General features: G+C 74.9%; 12 protein-coding genes. 2 read left to right on the top strand and 10 right to left on the bottom strand.

Annotated elements, in window-relative coordinates; all coding sequences use genetic code 11:
- Positions 1-39: 39 nt before the first annotated feature.
- The 6 genes from AC230_RS22530 to AC230_RS22505 form a co-directional block, all read right to left on the bottom strand.
- On the bottom strand, positions 40-648 hold the full coding sequence (locus tag AC230_RS22530) for a hypothetical protein (protein WP_078871501.1): 609 nt from the start codon (positions 646-648) through the stop codon (positions 40-42).
- Positions 633-1,751: a ParA family protein gene (locus AC230_RS22525; RefSeq protein ID WP_049718167.1), complete on the bottom strand. Its 1,119-nt coding sequence runs from the start codon at positions 1,749-1,751 to the stop codon at positions 633-635. The genes AC230_RS22530 and AC230_RS22525 overlap by 16 nt, the downstream gene beginning before the upstream one ends.
- 331 nt (positions 1,752-2,082) lie before the next feature.
- A complete protein-coding gene (gene ald, locus AC230_RS22520; RefSeq protein WP_049718822.1) occupies positions 2,083-3,198 on the bottom strand; it encodes an alanine dehydrogenase in 1,116 nt (371 codons plus the stop codon).
- 198 nt (positions 3,199-3,396) lie between these two features.
- Positions 3,397-5,469 (bottom strand): tetratricopeptide repeat protein, encoded by a 2,073-nt coding sequence (locus AC230_RS22515; protein WP_422125623.1) that lies wholly within the window; start codon positions 5,467-5,469, stop codon positions 3,397-3,399.
- Positions 5,470-6,416: 947 nt separating this feature from the next.
- On the bottom strand, positions 6,417-7,046 hold the full coding sequence (locus AC230_RS22510) for an NUDIX domain-containing protein (RefSeq protein WP_049718166.1): 630 nt from the start codon (positions 7,044-7,046) through the stop codon (positions 6,417-6,419).
- Positions 7,047-7,133: 87 nt separating this feature from the next.
- Positions 7,134-8,786, bottom strand: coding sequence for a CTP synthase (locus AC230_RS22505; protein ID WP_049718165.1), 1,653 nt, complete (start codon positions 8,784-8,786; stop codon positions 7,134-7,136).
- A 450-nt stretch (positions 8,787-9,236) separates the two neighbouring features.
- Between AC230_RS22505 and AC230_RS22500 the strand changes: the two genes are divergently transcribed.
- Together AC230_RS22500 and AC230_RS22495 are read left to right on the top strand one after the other, a co-directional pair.
- Positions 9,237-11,039 carry a glycoside hydrolase family 15 protein gene (locus AC230_RS22500; protein WP_049718164.1) on the top strand — a complete coding sequence of 601 codons (1,803 nt, stop codon included), beginning with the start codon at positions 9,237-9,239 and terminating at the stop codon, positions 11,037-11,039.
- A gap of 41 nt (positions 11,040-11,080) precedes the next feature.
- Complete coding sequence (locus AC230_RS22495; RefSeq protein ID WP_049718163.1) at positions 11,081-12,649, top strand: PucR family transcriptional regulator; 1,569 nt, start codon at positions 11,081-11,083, stop codon at positions 12,647-12,649.
- Between the two features lie 25 nt (positions 12,650-12,674).
- Here AC230_RS22495 and AC230_RS22490 read toward each other — a convergent pair whose 3' ends face one another.
- From AC230_RS22490 to AC230_RS22475, 4 genes are all read right to left on the bottom strand, one after another.
- Positions 12,675-13,799: a glycosyltransferase family 4 protein gene (locus AC230_RS22490; RefSeq protein ID WP_049718162.1), complete on the bottom strand. Its 1,125-nt coding sequence runs from the start codon at positions 13,797-13,799 to the stop codon at positions 12,675-12,677.
- Between the two features lie 284 nt (positions 13,800-14,083).
- Positions 14,084-15,835: a DNA repair protein RecN gene (gene recN, locus AC230_RS22485; RefSeq protein ID WP_049718161.1), complete on the bottom strand. Its 1,752-nt coding sequence runs from the start codon at positions 15,833-15,835 to the stop codon at positions 14,084-14,086.
- A gap of 203 nt (positions 15,836-16,038) precedes the next feature.
- On the bottom strand, positions 16,039-16,950 hold the full coding sequence (locus tag AC230_RS22480; RefSeq protein WP_049718160.1) for an NAD kinase: 912 nt from the start codon (positions 16,948-16,950) through the stop codon (positions 16,039-16,041).
- Between the two features lie 11 nt (positions 16,951-16,961).
- Positions 16,962-17,768 (bottom strand): TlyA family RNA methyltransferase, encoded by an 807-nt coding sequence (locus tag AC230_RS22475; RefSeq protein ID WP_049718820.1) that lies wholly within the window; start codon positions 17,766-17,768, stop codon positions 16,962-16,964.
- Positions 17,769-17,773: the final 5 nt, after the last annotated feature.

Raw genomic sequence — 17,773 nt, 5'->3', positions numbered from 1 at the left:
GGTGTGGGCCCGCCCGAGGCAGGGTAGCGGCGAACCCGCTCAGCGGCCCCGCAGGCGCCGCACGAGGATGCTCGCGTCGCCGCGCGCCTCGAGGTCGGCGAGGACGACGGCCACGGCCTCCCGCACGATCCGGCCGCGGTCCACCGCGAGCCCGTGCTCGCCGCGCAGCACGAGGCGCGCGTGCTCCAGGTCCATCAGCTCCTCGGCGGAGACGTAGACCGTGATCTTCTCGTCGTGGCGCTCCCGGCCGCTGGGCCGGCGGTTGGCGGCGCGGCCGCGGCGGCGCGCGGGGGCGGCGGGGTCACCGGCCCGGCCGGTGGTGGCGGAGGCGGCGGAGGCCGTCCGCCCCGCCGGGCGCTCGCGCTCGACGACGGAGGGAACGGAGGGACGGCGCTCGGGCCGCTCCGCGTCGGCCGCGTCCCGGTCCGCTCCGGCGGGCGCCTCGGCCGGCGCTCCGCGCCCGGAGCCGTCACCGGACGCCGGTGCGGCGGCGCCGTCGGGCTCGGCGGCGGCCGGACCGGGCACCCGCGCGGCGGCGGCGCCCTTGTCGGCCTTGGCCTGTCTGCGGGGGGCCGAGGACTGGAGCCCCACCCCGCCGGTGGTGCGGAACAGCTCGTCGGCGCCGGGCAGACTCACTCGGCGTGACACCGGGCGAGCACCTCCCTGGCGAGCTGGCGGTAGGCGGCGGCGCCGACGGAGTTGGACGCGTACGTGGTGATGGGCTCCCCCGCGACGGTGGTCTCGGGGAAGCGGACCGTACGGCCGATGACCGTGTGGTACACGTGGTCGTCGAACGCCTCGACCACACGCGCGAGCACCTCGCGGCTGTGGACGGTGCGCGAGTCGTACATGGTGGCGAGGATGCCGTCGAGCTCCAGCTCGGGGTTGAGCCGCTCCTGGACCTTCTCGATGGTCTCGGTGAGCAGCGCGACGCCGCGCAGCGCGAAGAACTCGCACTCCAGCGGGACGATGACCTTGTGAGCGGCCGTCAGGGCGTTCACCGTCAGCAGGCCCAGCGACGGCTGACAGTCGATCACGATGTAGTCGTAGTCGGCCATCAGCGGCTTGAGGGCGCGCTGGAGCGTGGACTCGCGGGCCACCTCGCTGACCAGCTGGACCTCGGCGGCCGACAGGTCGATGTTGCTGGGGAGCAGGTCCATGTTGGGGACCGCGGTCTTCAGCAGCACCTCGTCGGCCGACATCCCCCGCTCCATCAGCAGGTTGTAGACCGTCAGGTCGAGCTCCATCGGGTTGACGCCCAGTCCGACGGAGAGCGCGCCCTGCGGGTCGAAGTCGACGAGCAGCACCCGGCGGCCGTACTCGGCCAGCGCGGCACCCAGGTTGATGGTCGAGGTGGTCTTGCCGACCCCGCCCTTCTGGTTGCACATCGCGATGATCTTGGCGGGGCCGTGGTCGGTCAGCGGGCCCGGGATCGGGAAGTACGGCAGCGGACGGCCGGTCGGGCCGATGCGCTCGCGGCGCTGGCGGGCGGCGTCCGGGGCCAGGGTGGCCGCGTACTCGGGGTCGGGCTCGTACTCCGCGTCCGGGTCGTAGAAGTGCCCGTCGGGCACTTCCTCGTAGTCGGCGAGACGGGCGGGATCACCGCCGCCGGCCATGGCGTTCACGTGTTGACCGTCCATGCTCTGGTGGGCTGTCGTCATGCTCTGGATGTCCTGCTGGCTTGCGAAGGTGTGGACAGCGACGGAGCCGACGGCGTGGAGTCCCGCGGGACTCTGGCCCTGCGCAGGCATTCCTGGTTGACCACCCCCGGGAGCAAATGTCGACTCATTCACAAGTCGTCCTACCTCCTTGGTGACCAGGAAACATCTAGATAGGTCAGCGTGGCACCATGCCGACGGTTGGCGACTCTATGGCGTGTCGGCGGTCCGCAGCAACACAATCCGCCGGAGACGGCACGATGTGTCGGCAATCGAACGCCCTTCTGTCAAGGGTGTTCAGCGCGTCACCCGCACATTTTCCCGGTGTGCGTCACCGGGGGAAATCGTGCCGAAAACACCCCGGCAGGGCCTTGCGCGCAAGACCCTGCCGGTTGTGCATTCCCGCTGTGGGCGCGCCCACGCCTCAGCCGACGAGCGTGCTCAGTTCGACGGACGGAAGGCCGTGCGCCTCGGCGACCGGACCGTAAACGACCTGTCCCTCATGGACGTTGAGGCCCTTGGCGAGCGCGGCGTCCCGGCGCAGCGCCTCCTGCCAGCCGCGGTTGGCCAGCTCCACGATGTAGGGCAGCGTGGCGTTGGTCAGCGCGTAGGTGGAGGTGTTGGGCACCGCGCCCGGCATGTTGGCGACGCAGTAGAAGACGGAGTCGTGGACGGTGAAGGTCGGCTCCGCGTGGGTGGTCGGCTTCGAGTCCTCGAAGCAGCCGCCCTGGTCGATCGCAATGTCGACAAGTACACTTCCGGGCTTCATCTTGGCGACGAGCTCGTTGGTGACCAGCTTGGGGGCCTTGGCGCCCGGGATGAGGACGGCGCCGATGACGAGGTCGGCCTCGACGACGGCCTTCTCCAGCTCGTAGGCGTTGGAGACGATCGTCTGCACCTTGGTGCCGAAGACCTTGTCGGCCTCGCGCAGCTTGTTGATGTCCTTGTCGAGCAGGGTGACGTGGAAGCCCATGCCCACGGCGATCTGCGCGGCGTTCCAGCCGGAGACGCCGGCGCCGATGACGACGGCCTTGCCCGCGTGGGTGCCTGGGACGCCGCCCGGCAGCACGCCGCGGCCGCCGGCGGAGCGCATCAGGTGGTAGGCGCCGACCTGCGGGGCCAGCCGGCCCGCGACCTCGGACATCGGGGCGAGCAGCGGCAGGCCGCGGTTGGCCAGCTCGACGGTCTCGTAGGCGATGGCGGTGGTGCCGGACTCCAGCAGGGCGTCCGTGCACGCGCGGGAGGCGGCCAGGTGCAGGTAGGTGAAGAGGGTCTGGCCCTTGCGGAGGCGGTGGTACTCCTCCGCGATCGGCTCCTTGACCTTCAGCAGCAGGTCGGCGGTGGCCCACACCTCGTCGGCCGTGTCCAGGATGGACGCGCCGGCCGCGACGTACTCCGCGTCCGTGATGGAGGAGCCGAGGCCGGCCCCCTTCTCCAGGACGACCTGGTGGCCGTGGCGCACCAGCTCGTGGACACCGGCGGGGGTGATGGCCACGCGGAACTCGTTGTTCTTGACCTCGCGGGGGATGCCGACCTTCACGTCGATCACGGTCCTTGAATCAGAGGTTTTCAGGCTAATCCGGATGTGCGGGGACACACCAGAGCAGACCGCGTCGATCGCGGCGCAACCAGTCTAATGAAGGAGGCCGAGCTGTCTAGCCTTACAAAGCACCAATCTTTGCGGATCCTGCTACCGAATTCGTAGGTTGCCCCTGGATGTACCCCGGGGTGTGCAGCGCTAAGCGCCCACCGTCACGTCCAGGGCCCCGGCCGCCTTCCGCTGCTCCAGCGCCCCGGCCGCGTCCCCCAGCCGCTCCAGCGCCCCGGCCAGCCGCAGCCGGGCGACGGCCTCCAGCCGCCCGTCGCCCGACCGGCGCGCGCACTCCACCGCCTCGGCCCCCGTGCGCACCGCCTCCTGCCCGCGCCCCAGCCGCTCCTGGGCGGCGGCCGCCTCGGCCAGCGCCCGGACCTGGCCCGGCGGATCGCCCAGCCGGCGGCAGGCGGCGGCCGCGGCCCGCCAGCTGCGCAGCGCCTCGCCCCACTCGCCGGCGTGCCCGTGCACCTCGCCCAGCCGCGCGTACAGCCGCGCCTCGTCGGCCAGTTCGCCGCGGGTCAGCCGCAGCTCCAGGCCCCGCCGGTACCAGTCGGCCGCGCGCTCCCAGTCCTCCAGCTCCCGGTACGCGGCGGCGACCGACTCCACCGAGCGGCTCGTCGCGTACGGGTCGCCGGCCTCGCGCGCCGACTGGAGCGCCTCGCGGTAGCGGCCGAGCGCCATCCGGGTGCGCCCGGCCCGGGCGTCCAGGTCGCCCAGGTTGAGCAGGGCCGCCGACTTCTCCAGCGGCATCGAGCGGCGGCCCGCGACGTCGAGGACGAGCCGGTGCAGCCCGTACTGCTCGGGGCCGGCCTCCTCCGGCGGCAGGTGGGCGCCGAGCGCCCGGGTCAGCGCGGAGACCAGGCGGCGGGCGAGGGTGTCCAGCCCGCCGTCCTCCACCGCCAGCCGGGCGGCCGCCAGCAGCGCGGGCAGCCGCGAGCGCAGCCACTCCTCCGCCACCCGCGCCGACGGGAACCGCAGCGGGCGCGGGAGTTCGGCGACGCGGCGGCGGACGGACGGGTCCGTGAGCCCCGCGGCGGCCCGGCACGAGTGCAGCTGCCGGACGACCCGCTCCAGCATCCGGGCCCGCGCCAGCTCCACCTCGGCGGGCCGGTCCGTGGCCTCCAGCAGGGCCCGCAGCAGCGGGGCGAGCGCGCCCGGCACCTGGTACTGCGGCGGCAGCGCGCCCGGTGCGCCCGGGACGCCGTCGACCGGGACGGTGCGCAACAGCCCGCGGGCGACGAAGCCCTCCAGCGCGGCCTGGGCGGCGGCGAACGAACACCCGGCCAGCGCCGAGGCGGTGTGCGCGTCGGCCGGACCGGCCGGGGCGAGCGCCAGCAGCCGCAGTATCCGGGCGTCGAGCGGCGGCAGCGCCTCGTAGGCCAGCCGCAGGGCGCGGGCCAGGGGGCGGCCCGTGCCCTCCTGCCCGTCGGGGACGGGCAGTTCGCGCAGCCGGCGGGCCGCGTCGGCCACCGACATCTTCGGGTGGGCCGCCAGCCAGCCGCCCACCAGCACGAGTGCCGCGGGCTGGCCCGCGCACTCCTGGACGACGGCGGCCGCGGCCGTCGGGTCGACGGTGATGCGGGTGGGGCCCGCGTACCACTCCAGGAGATCGACGGCCGGGGCCGTCTCCAGCCCGCCCAGCGTGCACGGGCGGACGTCGGGGACGCCGGTGAGCGGGCCGCGGGCGACGGCGACGACCAGGCACTCCGGTTCGTCCGGCAGCAGCGGTTCCACGTGCTCCGCGCCCGGGGCGTCGTCCAGCAGCATCAGCACCCGACGGCCCGTCAGGGCGCCGCGCAGCGCGGCGGTCAGCTCGTCCTCGTCCGCCCCGGCGGGGGCCGTGGCCGTGGCGCCGAGGTCGGCGAGGAGGGCGCGGGCGGTGCGGTCGGTGGGGACGGGGGTGCCGTCGGCGTCCGTGAGGCGGGCGCGGAGTACCCCGTCCGGGTAGTCCCGCTCCAGCCGGCGGGCCAGCTCCTCGGCGAGCGCGGTGCGGCCGGAGCCGGGGCGTCCGGCGACGAGCAGGACGCGGCAGCGCGGGCGTTTGCGCCCGGAAAGGGTGTCGAGTCCGGTGCGGGCGATGTCGGCCCGCAGCTCCTTGAGCTCCCGGTCGCGTCCGGTGAACGGGGCGGCCGCGCCGCTGGGCGCTCGGCCGGGGACGGCCGCTCCCGACCGGCGCGGGCGTGCGCCGGTCGCCACGGCCAGTTCGTCGGTCTCCACGGGCCGAGCGTAGTTCACCGGCGCGGCGGGGCGGGTGAGCCGCGTCGCGGCTCTTCGTACCATCACCTCTTCGGTTTGTCTTTCCCTCCCCCACCCCGCCCTTTCACCGTTTCTCCGGGGCTGCGCCCCCTGACCCCCCGGCGCGGGGCTCGCCCCCGCGCCCGGCAGCGCGGCGACCACGCCGCCTTCGTCCTCAAGCTGCTGAGAGGGCCGCAGGACGGGCTGGTTTCCGCGCCGGCCACGGGGGTTCGGCCCGGGCTGGAGCCCCCTGGGAGCTGGGGGACGAACCGCGCAGGGCGCGGTAACGGGGTGCGGGGCGGAGCCCCCCGAGGCGGGTGCGAGGCGGAGCCCCGAAGGGGCCCGGGCGGAGCCCCGAAGCGGATACGGGGCGAGGCCCCGCACAGGGGACAGGGGGCGAAGCCCCGCTCGGCGTAGGACAGGGGCAGCCCCGATGGGCGGGGGCGGGAGGCAGCCCCGGTGGGAGGAACGCAGAGCGCAGCCCCTGGCAGGGAGCCAGGGGCGGAGCCCGCCGGCGCGCACGGGACGAACCCCGAAGCGGGGACCAGGGGGCACAGCCCCCGGTAGGGCGCAGGGGCGAAGCCCCGCCCCGCGCGGAACGCACCCCCGCCGAAGCCCGCCGGCATGCTCGAACCCCGAAGCGGGGACCAGGGGGCACAGCCCCCGGGGGGCGCAGGCGTGAAACCTCGCCCCTGCACGGAACGCACCCCGCCCGGAGCCCGCCGGCGCGCACGGGACGAACCCCGAAGCGGGGACCAAGCGGCACAGCCCCCGGTGGGGCGCAGGGGCGAAGCCCCGCCCCACGCAGAACGCACCCCCACGCAGAACACACCCCCACGCGGAACGCACCCCGCCCGGAGCGCACCCGCCCCCCGCCGGGGTACCGCAGGGGCACCCCCTGCGAAAACGGATTAGGGCGGGGCTGGGGCCTACGCCTCGAAGGGGCGGGCCGGCCAGGGGGCGGTGGCGGGGCGGAGGGCGTCGACGCCCTCGCCCGCCCGCGCCGCGGCGAGCGCCAACACCCCCACCGCCAGGCAGGTGTTGTGCAGCTCACCCGCCAGCACCCCGCGCACCAGCTCCCCCAGCGGCACCCGCGCCAGCTCCATGTCGGCCTCCTCCTCGGAGACCTCGAAGCGCTCGCCCTCCACGTCCGACAGATCGCGGGCGAGGAAGATGCGCAGCGCCTCGTCGCAGCCGCCGGGGGAGGTGAAGACGTCCGTCAGGACCCGCCAGTCCTCGGCCTTGACGTGCGCCTCCTCGTAGAGCTCGCGCTGCGCGGCGTGCAGCGGGTTCTCGCCGGGGACGTCCAGCAGCCCGGCCGGGATCTCCCAGAGCCGGTGCCGCACGGGGTGCCGGTACTGGTTGATCACCAGCACCCGGTCCTGCCCGTCGATCGCGAGGACGGCCACCGACCCGGGGTGCACCTGGTAGTCGCGCTTGGCCGTGGACCCGTCGGGCATGACCACCACATCCGTCCGGGCGGCGGTCTTGTTGCCGGTGAACGGGGTCTCACTGGCGGTGACCCGCCACGACTCGGCGGTGTCCTTGATAGTGCGCATTGCGTCCTCCAGAAAAGCGGAACCGGGGCGAGCCCCCCTCACGAGGAGGAGGCGCTCACCCCGGCCCACCGTATAAGACGCCGGAGGTCAGCCCTTCTGGCGCTCGACGGCCGCCTTCACCAGTCCGGCGAAGAGGGGGTGCGGACGGGTCGGCCGGGACCGCAGCTCCGGGTGGGCCTGGGTGGCCACCAGGTACGGGTGCACCTCGCGCGGGTACTCGACGAACTCGACGAGCTTGTTGTCCGGGGAGGTGCCGGAGAAGACGATGCCCGCCTTCTTCTCCAGCTCGGCGCGGTACGCGTTGTTGACCTCGTACCGGTGGCGGTGGCGCTCCTCGATGTACGGCTCGTCGCCGTAGACCTCGCGCACGATGGAGCCCTCGGCGAGCTTGGCCGGGTACATGCCCAGGCGCATCGTTCCGCCCATGTCGCCCTCGCCGGCGACGATGTCCATCTGCTCGGCCATGGTGGAGATCACCGGGTGCGCGGTGCCGGGCTCGAACTCGGTGGAGTTGGCGTCGGCAATGCCGGCCAGGTTGCGCGCGGCCTCGATGACCACGCACTGGAGACCGAGGCAGAGGCCCAGCAGCGGGATCTTGTTCTCACGGGCGTAGGTGATCGCGCCGACCTTGCCGTTGACGCCGCGGTCGCCGAAACCGCCGGGGACGCAGATCGCGTCAACGTCGGACAGCTGCTTCTTGGCACCGGCAGGGGTGACGCAGTCGTCCGACGTCACCCACTTGATCTTCACCCGGGCGCGGTTGGCGAAGCCACCCGCACGGATGGCCTCGGTGACCGAGAGGTAGGCGTCCGGCAGGTCGATGTACTTGCCGACGAGCGCGACGGTGACCTCGTGGTCCGGCTTGTGGACGCGGTCCAGCAGGTCGTCCCACTGCGCCCAGTCGACGTCGCGGAAGGGCAGGTCCAGCTTGCGGACGACATAGGCGTCCAGGCCCTCGGCGTGCAGCACCTTGGGGATGTCGTAGATCGACTTGGCGTCGATGGCGGCGACCACCGCGTCCTCGTCGACGTCGCACATCAGCGAGATCTTGCGCTTGATGGCGGTCGGGACCTCGCGGTCGGCGCGCAGCACGATCGCGTCGGGCTGGATGCCGATGTTGCGCAGGGCGGCGACGGAGTGCTGGGTCGGCTTGGTCTTCAGCTCGCCGGAGGGGCCGATGTAGGGCAGCAGCGAGATGTGCACGACGAAGACGTTGTCGCGGCCGACCTCGTGGCGGACCTGGCGGACGGTCTCCAGGAACGGCAGCGACTCGATGTCGCCGACCGTGCCGCCGACCTCGGTGATGACGACGTCGACGTCCTCGGTCGCCATGCGCCGGATGCGGTGCTTGATCTCGTTGGTGATGTGCGGGATGACCTGCACGGTGTCGCCCAGGTACTCGCCCCGCCGCTCCTTGGCGATCACGGAGGAGTAGACCTGGCCGGTGGTGACGTTGGCACTGCCGTCGAGGTCGACGTCGAGGAAGCGCTCGTAGTGGCCGATGTCCAGGTCGGTCTCGGCGCCGTCGTTGGTGACGAACACCTCACCGTGCTGGAACGGGTTCATCGTGCCCGGGTCGACGTTGAGGTACGGGTCGAGCTTCTGCATCGTCACCCGCAGGCCCCGGGCCTTGAGCAGCGCGCCCAGGCTGGAGGCGGTCAGCCCCTTGCCGAGCGAGGAGGCGACACCCCCGGTGACGAAGAGGTGCTTGGTCGTCGTGGGCTTAGCGGCAATGGCCAAAGGGGGTCTCCCGTGGTCGCTTGGTGAGGTGCGTACCGGCGCTCACCCGGCGTCTTTGCGGGGGTGCCGTCGCTGCGGTCGAGGGGTCTTGCGCCCACCGGTCCACGGGGTACCAGGGTATCAGCGCCCCAGAGCGGTCGCCTCCGGTGACGCGGCGCGACGACCGTACGACCCCTGCGTCACAGGCCACCCATTCGGCACAGGATTCCCCGGCCAACCGTCGCGCATCCCCCAACTCGGCGTCGTATCCTGCTCGGACACACGCAGCGAGCCGGCCGGCACGGCACCATCCCGCCCTCCTCCAGCCACCTCCCCCAGGCACCACCGGGGGCTTCTTCCCACCAGGGGCGGGACCCCCCTTCCGGAACCACAGGCTCGTCTACAGATCGCTTCGCTTGACCGCCAGAGGCCCCCTTCGCGGGGTCACGATGCCGTTCGACTGGAGATGACGTGGCCGGGCGTATCGAGGATTACGCACTCATCGGCGACATGCAGACCGCCGCGCTGGTCTGCCGGGACGGCACGGCCGACTGGCTGTGCCTACCGCGGTTCGATTCCCATGCGGCGTTCGCCGGGCTGCTGGGCACGGAGGAGCACGGCTACTGGCGGATCGGCCCCGCGCACCCGTCGGGGGCCGCGCCGCCGCGCGCCGACCGCCGCCGCTACCGGGGGGACTCCCTGGTCCTGGAGTCCGAGTGGGACACCGCCCGCGGCACCGTCCGCATCATCGACTTCATGCCGCCGCGCGACGGCGCCCCCCAGCTGATCCGCATCGTCGAGGGCGTCAGCGGCCGGGTGCCGATGCGCTCCGCGCTGCGGATGCGCTTCTCCTACGGGCGCGTGGTGCCCTGGGTGCACAAGGTGGGCGAGCGCACCGTGGCCGTGGCCGGGCCCGACTCGGTGTGGCTGGACACCACCGCCGAGACCTTCGGCAAGGACCTCACCACCTACTCCGACTTCACCGTCTCCCCCGGCGAGCGCGTCGCGTTCACCATCAGCTGGCAGCCCTCGCACGGCGGCCCGCCGGCCCTGCCGGACCCGGAGGGGTCGCTGGAGGCCACCGAGGAGTTCTGGCGCGAGTGGGTCGAGCACTGTACGTACCACGGCCCCTACCGGGACGCCGTGGTCCGCTCGCTGATCACGCTCAAGGCCCTGACGTACGCGCCCACCGGCGGCATCGTCGCCGCGCCGACGACCTCGCTGCCCGAGGAGATCGGCGGCGTCCGGAACTGGGACTACCGCTTCACCTGGCTGCGGGACGCCGCGATCACCCTCTCGTCGCTGCTGCGCACCGGCTACCGCGAGGAGGCCCGCGCCTGGCGCGAGTGGCTGCTGCGGGCCGTCGCCGGCGACCCCGAGAACCTCCAGATCATGTACGGCATCGCGGGCGAGCGCGAGCTCAGCGAGGCCGAGCTGCCCTGGCTGCCGGGCTACGAGAACTCGCAGCCCGTCCGCGTCGGCAACGGCGCCGCCGGCCAGCTCCAGCTCGACGTGTACGGCGAGATGATCGAGGCCCTGCACCTGGCGCACATGACGGGCCTGGCCCGCAACGACTACGCCTCGCTCCTCCAACTCCGCCTGATCAGCTACCTCGAGGACCACTGGAACGAGCCGGACGAGGGCATCTGGGAGGTGCGCGGCCCGCGCCGCCACTTCGTCCACTCCAAGGTGATGGCCTGGGTCGCGGTGGACCGCACCATCAAGCTCATCGAATCGGGCGACGTGGACGGCCCGTTGGAGCGCTGGCGCGAGCTGCGCGACGACATCCACCGCGACGTCTGCGAGAAGGGCTACGACAAGGAGCGCAACACCTTCACCCAGTCCTACGGCTCCAAGGAGCTGGACGCCTCGCTGCTGCTGATCCCGCAGATGGGCTTCCTGCCGCCGGACGACAAGCGCGTGATCGGCACCATCGAGGCGATCCAGCGCGAACTGTCCACCCCCGACGGCTTCGTCCTGCGCTACCCGACGGCCGGCGACGAGGCGGGCGTGGACGGACTGGAGGGCGACGAAGGGGCCTTCCTGGCCTGCTCGTTCTGGCTCGCGGACGACCTGGCGATGATCGGGCGGGTGGACGAGGCGCGCCAGCTCTTCGAGAAGCTGCTGGCCCTCCGCAACGACCTGGGGCTGCTCGCGGAGGAGTGGGATCCGCATCTCAAGCGGCAGGTGGGCAACTTCCCGCAGGCGTTCAGCCACGTCCCGCTGATCGACACGGCGCTGCGGCTGACGGCGTCGAGCGCCTTCGGGGGCTGACCGCCCGGGGCGGCGGCCGGGGCCCGGTCTAGGTTCTTCCCATGGAACCCCACGGCACCGTCACCGTCGCCCGTGCCCTCGAACTCCCCGCCCTGCGGCGGGGACTGCCCGAGGTGCTCGCCGCCGCCGACGGGCTGCACCGCCCCGTGCGCTGGGTGCACGCCGGCGAGGCGCCCCACATCGCCGCCCTCCTCAAGGGCGGCGAACTGCTCCTCACCACCGGCCTGGGCGTGGGCTCGCGCCCCGCGGAGCAGCGCGCGTTCGTCCGCGGGCTGGCAGAACGGGGCATAGCGGCCCTGGTGGTGGAGCTGGGGGCGTGCTTCCGCACGCTGCCGGCCGCGGTCGTGGAGACCGCGCGCTCGTGCGGCCTGCCGCTGGTGCAGCTGCACCGCGAGGTGCCGTTCGTCGCGGTGACCGAGGAGATCCACACGGAGCTCGTCAACGAGCACTACGCGGTGCTGCGGCGGGCGGACGAGCTCCACGACCGGTGCACGCGGGCGCTGCTGGACGGCGGCGGGGTGCCGAAGGTGCTGCGGCTGCTCGCCGGCTTCACCGGCAACCCCGTCTTCCTGGTGGCCGCCGACGGGCGCCTCCTCCACGCGGCCGGGCCCGATCCCGCGCCGCCGGGCGCGGCCGGGCCGCTCCAGGTGTGGGAGGGGCTGCGCACGGCCCCGCCGCCGGACCGGGTCGAGTCCCCGATACCCGGGCGCGGTCCGGGTCCGGACCGCGCCCGGCTGGTCGTCCTGCCGGTGAACGGGCCGTCGGTGCCCGTGCACCGGATCGCCGCCGACCGCACGGCGGCGCTGCTGGCCGTCGTCCTCCTCCAGGCCCGCCAGGAGGAGGAGCTCGCGGCGCGGGGGCGCGGCGACTTCCTCACCGACCTCGCCGAGGGCCGGCTGGAGGCGGCCGACGCCCCGGCCCTGGCCCGGGTGCTGGGCTTCCGCCCGGGCCCCGGCCCGCTGCTGCCGGCCGTCCTGAAGTCGCCCTGTCCGGACGCGGATTGGGCGGCACTGACCTCCGCCGTCCAGTCGGAGCTGCCCGGCGTCGGGGTGCCGGTGCTGCTGGGGGTGCGGCTGCCGGAGGGGCGCATGCCGCTGCTGGCCGCCCCGCGCTCCGCCGCCGACCGGACCGCGGTCGCCGACCGGCTGGCGGCGGCGCTGCGGGCGGGGGCCCGGCGGGTGCGGGTTCCCGCCGTGGTGGTCGTGGGCACGCCGTGCGACTGGGCCTCGGCCGGGGCGGGGCTGCGGCACGTCTCGGAGGCGGCGGAGGCGGCGTCCGGCCTTCCCGAGCGCCCCTGGTACGACGTCCGTTCGCTGGACGTCGACCTCCTGCTGTGGCGCCTGCGCCCCTCCGACCTCTCCGCCTTCGTGGACCGGGCGCTCGGGCCCCTCCTCGCCCACGACGCGCTGCTCGCCACGCTGGACGCGTACCTGCGGCGCGCGGGGCGCAAGGCGGAGGCGGCCCGTGCTCTGCACGTCAACCGCCAGACGCTCTACGACCGCCTCGCCCGCATCTCCGCCCTCCTCGGCGCCGACCTGGACGACCCGGACACGCGCCTGTCGCTGTCCCTGGCCCTGCGGGCGCGCCACCGCCGCCTGCCGGACGGATGAGCCCCGGTCCGCGCACGGCGGCCGGCTACCCCCACCCGCTCAACTCGTCGTAGACGCTCAGCACATGGGCCACCGCGTCGTCCTCCGAAGGCCACTCCCCCAGCCGCTCCCGGCCCGCCGCCACCAGCCGCTCCCGCCGCAGCGGATCCTCCAGCAGCCCGGAGACGGCGCCCGCCAGGGCGCCCGCGTCCCCGTACGGCACCAACTCCGCCGCGTCCCCCACGAGATCGGGCACCCCGCCCACCGACGTCGCGACGAGCGGCACCCCGGCCTGGAAGGCCTCCTGCGCCAGCAGGGAGCGCGCCTCCCAGCGGCTGGGCAGGATCGCGACGTCGGCGGCGGCCAGCAGCTGGGGGACGTCGTCGCGCCGCCCGACGAGCCGGACGGGCAGCCCCTCGCCCTCGATCCGCCGCTGCAGAGCGCCCCGTTCGGGCCCCTCCCCCGCGACGACGAGCAGCGGCTCGGGGTCGAGACCGCGCCAGGAGCGGGCCGCGTCCAGCAGCGGCCCGTACCCCTGCCCCTCCTCCAGCCGCCCGACGGCGAGGAGCAACGGCCGTCCCAGCACGCCGAGTTCGGCCAGCACCTTGTCCCGCGGAAGGTCCTCCTCCGGACCGGTGGCCGGCGGCCGGGGCCCGGGCAGGGCGACGGCCGTCAGCCGCGCGTCCCGCGCGCCCCGCAGCCGCGCCTGGTCGACGAGGTCGGGGGAGGGCGCGAGGACGACCGCCGCGCCGCGCGCGGCCCGGCGCTCCATGAGCCGGACGACGTGGGCACGGGCGCCCGCGGCGCACACCCGCCGGTGCCAGGTGACGACCAGCGGCGTGGCGCGCCCGCGCAGCGCGAGGGCGGCGAGGACGCCCCAGCGCAGCCCGTGCGCGTGGACGACGTCCGCGTCCGCGCTCGCGGCGCGGATCCCGGCGACGAGCAGCGCGTCCGTCCCGGCGGGCAGGGCCTCGAACGCGGCACCGGCCTCGGTGAACCCGTACCGCGCCTCCGCGCACCCGGCCGCGCAGACCGTCACCCGCAGCCCGCGCGCGGCCAGCCCGGCCGCCAGCGACCGCACATGGGCGCCGGTGCCCCCGCTCCCGCCGCCCAGGACCTGGACGGCGTGCAGGGGCGGCCGCCCGTGGGACGTGCCGGGTGTGCTGCTCACGCGGGAGTGGCTCCTGGGTCGGCTGGGTCGGCTGCGAGGAGGGGGGAGACCGCAACGGCGGCGGTGCCGAGCCCAGGATGCCAGCCGCCACCGGCATCCACGCACCACCGCTCCGCGCACGGCCCGCCCTGTCTCGCCCGCACTTCAGCGGATTCACCCGGTTTGGGGATGACGACCCTTTACGGCCCGGCGGTCCGTTACGTCACCGCACGGCCGCGTCACGACCCGGCCGCATCACCACCCCGACCGCCTCTCCGTCCCGGCCGCCTCTCCGTCCCGCCGTGTCACCGCCCGGCGCGCGCCGCCGCCAGCAGCTCCTCGGCGTGCGCGCGGGCCAGTTGGGAGTCCTCCTGGCCCGCCAGCATCCGGGACAGCTCGCGCACCCGGTCCTCGCCCTCCATGACCTTGACCCCGCTGCGGGTCACCGACCCCTCGTGGGTCTTCTCCACGACGAGGTGCCGGTCGGCGAACGCGGCCACCTGCGGCAGGTGCGTGACGACCACGACCTGCGCCGTCCGCGCCAGCCGCGCCAGCCGGCGGCCCACCTCGACGGCGGCCCGCCCGCCGACGCCCGCGTCGACCTCGTCGAAGAGGTACGTCGGCACCGGGTCGGAGCCCGCGAACACCACCTCCACGGCCAGCATGACGCGCGAGAGCTCACCGCCGGAGGCCCCCTTGGCGATGGGCCGCGGCCGGGCGCCGGGGTGCGGGGCGAGCAGCAGCTCGACGTCGTCGGCGCCGTGCGGCCCGAAGGCGACGGCCCGCCCGCCGACCTCGATGCCCGACTCCTCGTCGTCCACCGGGTTCTGCCCGATCGCGAACGAGACGCGCGCGTGCGGCATCGCCAGCTCCGCCAGCTCCGCCGTGACCGCCTCGGCGAACCGCCCGGCCGCCTCGGCGCGGGCGTCGCTCAGCTCCTGTGCCAGCGCGCCGAGTTCGGCCCGCAGCGCGTCCCGCTCGGCGGTGAGCTCCGCGATCCGCTCGTCGTCGCCCTCCAGCTCGCCGAGGCGCTCGGCGCTCCGCTCGGCCCAGGCGAGGACGGCGGTGATGTCCTCGCCGTACTTGCGCGTCAGGTGGGCCAGCGCCGCGCGCCGCTCCTCCACGGCGGCCAGCCGGCGCGGGTCGGCGTCCAGGCCGGCGGCGTACCCGGCGAGTTCGCCGGCCACGTCGGCCAGCAGGATGCCGATCTCGCCGATCCGGTCCGCGAGCGCGGCGAGCGCCGGGTCGTGCGAGCGCACCGCCTCCAGCGCCCGGTGCGCCCCGGCGACCAGGGAGGACGCCTCGACGCCGGCCGGGTCCTCGGGGTCGCCGGCCAGCGCCGCGTGGGCGGCCGTGGCGGCGGAGGCCAGGGCCTCGGCGTGGCCCAGCCGCTCGGCCTCGGCGGCCAGTTCGGCGTCCTCGCCGGGCAGCGGCTCGGTGGCGGCGACCTCGTCCAGGCCGAACCGCAGCAGGTCCGCCTCCTGGGCGCGCTCACGGGCGCGGGTGGTCAGCTCGTCCAGCGCGGCGGCGACGGACCGCAGCCGGCGGTAGGCGTCGGCGTACTTGGCGAGCGGCACGGCCACCGCGTCCCCCGCGTACCGGTCGAGGGCCTCGCGCTGCCGGGCCGGCCGCAGCAGCCCCTGCTGGTCGGTCTGGCCGTGCACCGCGACGAGGTCGTCGGCGAGCTCGCCCAGCAGCCCGACGGGCACGCTCCGGCCGCCGAGGTGGGCGCGGGAGCGCCCCTCCGCGGAGAGCGTGCGGCTGACGAGCAGCGTGCCGTCGTCGAGCTCGGCGCCCGCCTCCTCGGCCCGCACGGCCGCGGGCGACCGGCGGTCGACGGCGATCCGCCCCTCGACCACCGCCGCCTTGGCGCCGGCGCGCACCAGGGCGGGGTCGGCCCGGCCGCCGAGCAGCAGCCCGAGGCTGGTGACAACCATGGTCTTGCCGGCACCGGTCTCGCCGGTCACCGCGGTGAAACCGGGTGACAGCTCGACCACCGCGTCATCGATGACGCCCAAGGACCGGATCCGCATCTCCTCCAACACGGATACGACCATACGAGGTTCCGGGCCCCCCTCGCGACGGCCTCCCCCGCCCCGGCCGCCCCGGGAGCGCCCCGGCGAGACCCCCGCCGCCGGCCCGGCCGGCCACCGCCGGACACGCGGGCACCCCCGCCCGCCAGGCCCGGAACCCACACGTCCGCACGCCGCCGGCCTCCTCGCGGCCGGGCGCGCCCCCACGGCGGGCGGTGCCGGGCCGCCTAGTGCGGCGCCCCCCGCCACCCCGCCACCGGCAGGGCGAACTTCGCGACCAGCCGGTCGGTGAACGAGGCGTGATGCAGCCGCGCCAGGCGCACCGGCACCGCCCCCCGCCGCACCTCCACCCGCGCCCCCGCCGGCAGCTCCACACTCCGCCGTCCGTCGCACCACAGCACGCCGTTGGGCGTCTGCGGCTGCACCTCCACCGCGAGCACCGAATCCGGCGCCGTCACCAGCGGCTTGGCGAAGAGCGCGTGGGCGCTGATGGGCACCATCAGCAACGCCTCCACCTCCGGCCACACCACCGGCCCGCCGGCGGAGAAGGCGTACGCCGTCGAGCCGGTCGGCGTCGCGCACACCACGCCGTCGCCGCCGAAGCGCGAGACGGGCCGCCCGTCGACCTCGGTGACGACCTCCAGCACCCGCTCCCGCGCCGCCTTCTCCACCGACGCCTCGTTGAGCGCCCAGTCCGTGTGGACGACGTGCCCGTCGGTACGGACGAGGACGTCGAGGGTCATGCGCTCCTCGACCTCGTACGCACGGGTGACCACCCGGTCCACGACCTTGTCGAGGTCGTCGCGCTCCGCCTCCGCGAGGAAGCCGACGCGGCCGAGGTTGACCCCGAGCATCGGCACCCCGGAGACCCGGGCGAACTCCGCGCCGCGCAGCAGCGTCCCGTCACCCCCCAGGACGACGAGCAGCTCGCAGCCCTCCAGCACGTCCGGGTGGTCCGGGCCGGTCTCCACGCGTTCGACGGTGGACGGCAGCGGCAGGTCGGCGGCCTCCTCGGCCAGCACGCGGACGCCGATGCCGCAGCGCAGCAGGCCCTGCACGACGAGTTCGGCGCTGCGCACGGCCGCCGGGCGGCCGGTGTGCGCGAGCAGGAAGACGGTGCGTCTCTGTGTCGCTGTCACTTCTGTCGTGGTCAACGAGGCCCCTCCGCCACAGCACGGTCAACGTCCGCCGGGTCCAGTTCGGGCGCACCGGCGCGCAGCCACAGAAAGTACTCGACGTTGCCGGAGGGGCCCGGCAGCGGGCTGGCGGTGACCCCGAGGACGCCGAGGCCGAGCCCGGCGGCGCGGCGGGCGACGCCCTTGACGGCCTCGGCGCGCAGCTCGGGGCTGCGGACGACGCCGCCGCTGCCGAGCCGTTCCTTGCCGACCTCGAACTGCGGCTTGACCATCATCACGAGGTCGGCGCCGGGGGCGGTGCAGGCCACGAGCGCGGGCAGGACGAGGCCGAGCGGGATGAAGGACAGGTCGCCGACGACGAGGTCGACGGGCTTCCCGTCGATCTGCTCCAGCGTCAGCTCGCGGACGTTGGTGCGGTCCTTGACGGTGACGCGGTCGTCGCTCTGCAACGACCAGGCGAGCTGTCCGTAGCCGACGTCGACGGCGACGACGTGCGCGGCGCCGGCGCGCAGCAGGACGTCGGTGAAGCCGCCGGTCGAGGCGCCGGCGTCGAGCGCCCGCCGGCCCTCGACCCGCAGCCCCTTCGGGACGAACGCGGCGAGCGCGCCGGCGAGCTTGTGCCCGCCGCGGGAGACGTAGTCGGGGTCGCTGTCGTCCTGGGCGACGACGAGCGCGGCGCCGGTCTCCACCTGGGTGGCGGCCTTGGTCGCCGTGGTGCCGCCGACGGTCACCCGGCCCGCGGCGATCAGCTGGCTCGCGTGCTCGCGGGAACGGGCCAGCTTCCGGCGCACCAGCTCAGCGTCGAGTCGTCGGCGGGTCACGGCCA

The sequence above is a fragment of the Streptomyces caatingaensis genome, assembly GCF_001187435.1.
Classification (GTDB): Bacteria; Actinomycetota; Actinomycetes; order Streptomycetales; family Streptomycetaceae; genus Streptomyces; species Streptomyces caatingaensis.
This window is presented reverse-complemented; position numbering and strand designations above follow the sequence as displayed.

Bases quoted from the DNA above. Each gene is read 5' to 3' on its own strand.
- AC230_RS22510 (WP_049718166.1), bottom strand. From the start codon at position 7,046: ATGCGCACTATCAAGGACACCGCCGAGTCGTGGCGGGTCACCGCCAGT.
- recN (WP_049718161.1), bottom strand. From the start codon at position 15,835: ATGGTCGTATCCGTGTTGGAGGAGATGCGGATCCGGTCCTTGGGCGTC.
- AC230_RS22525 (WP_049718167.1), bottom strand. From the start codon at position 1,751: ATGCCTGCGCAGGGCCAGAGTCCCGCGGGACTCCACGCCGTCGGCTCC.
- AC230_RS22495 (WP_049718163.1), top strand. From the start codon at position 11,081: ATGGAACCCCACGGCACCGTCACCGTCGCCCGTGCCCTCGAACTCCCC.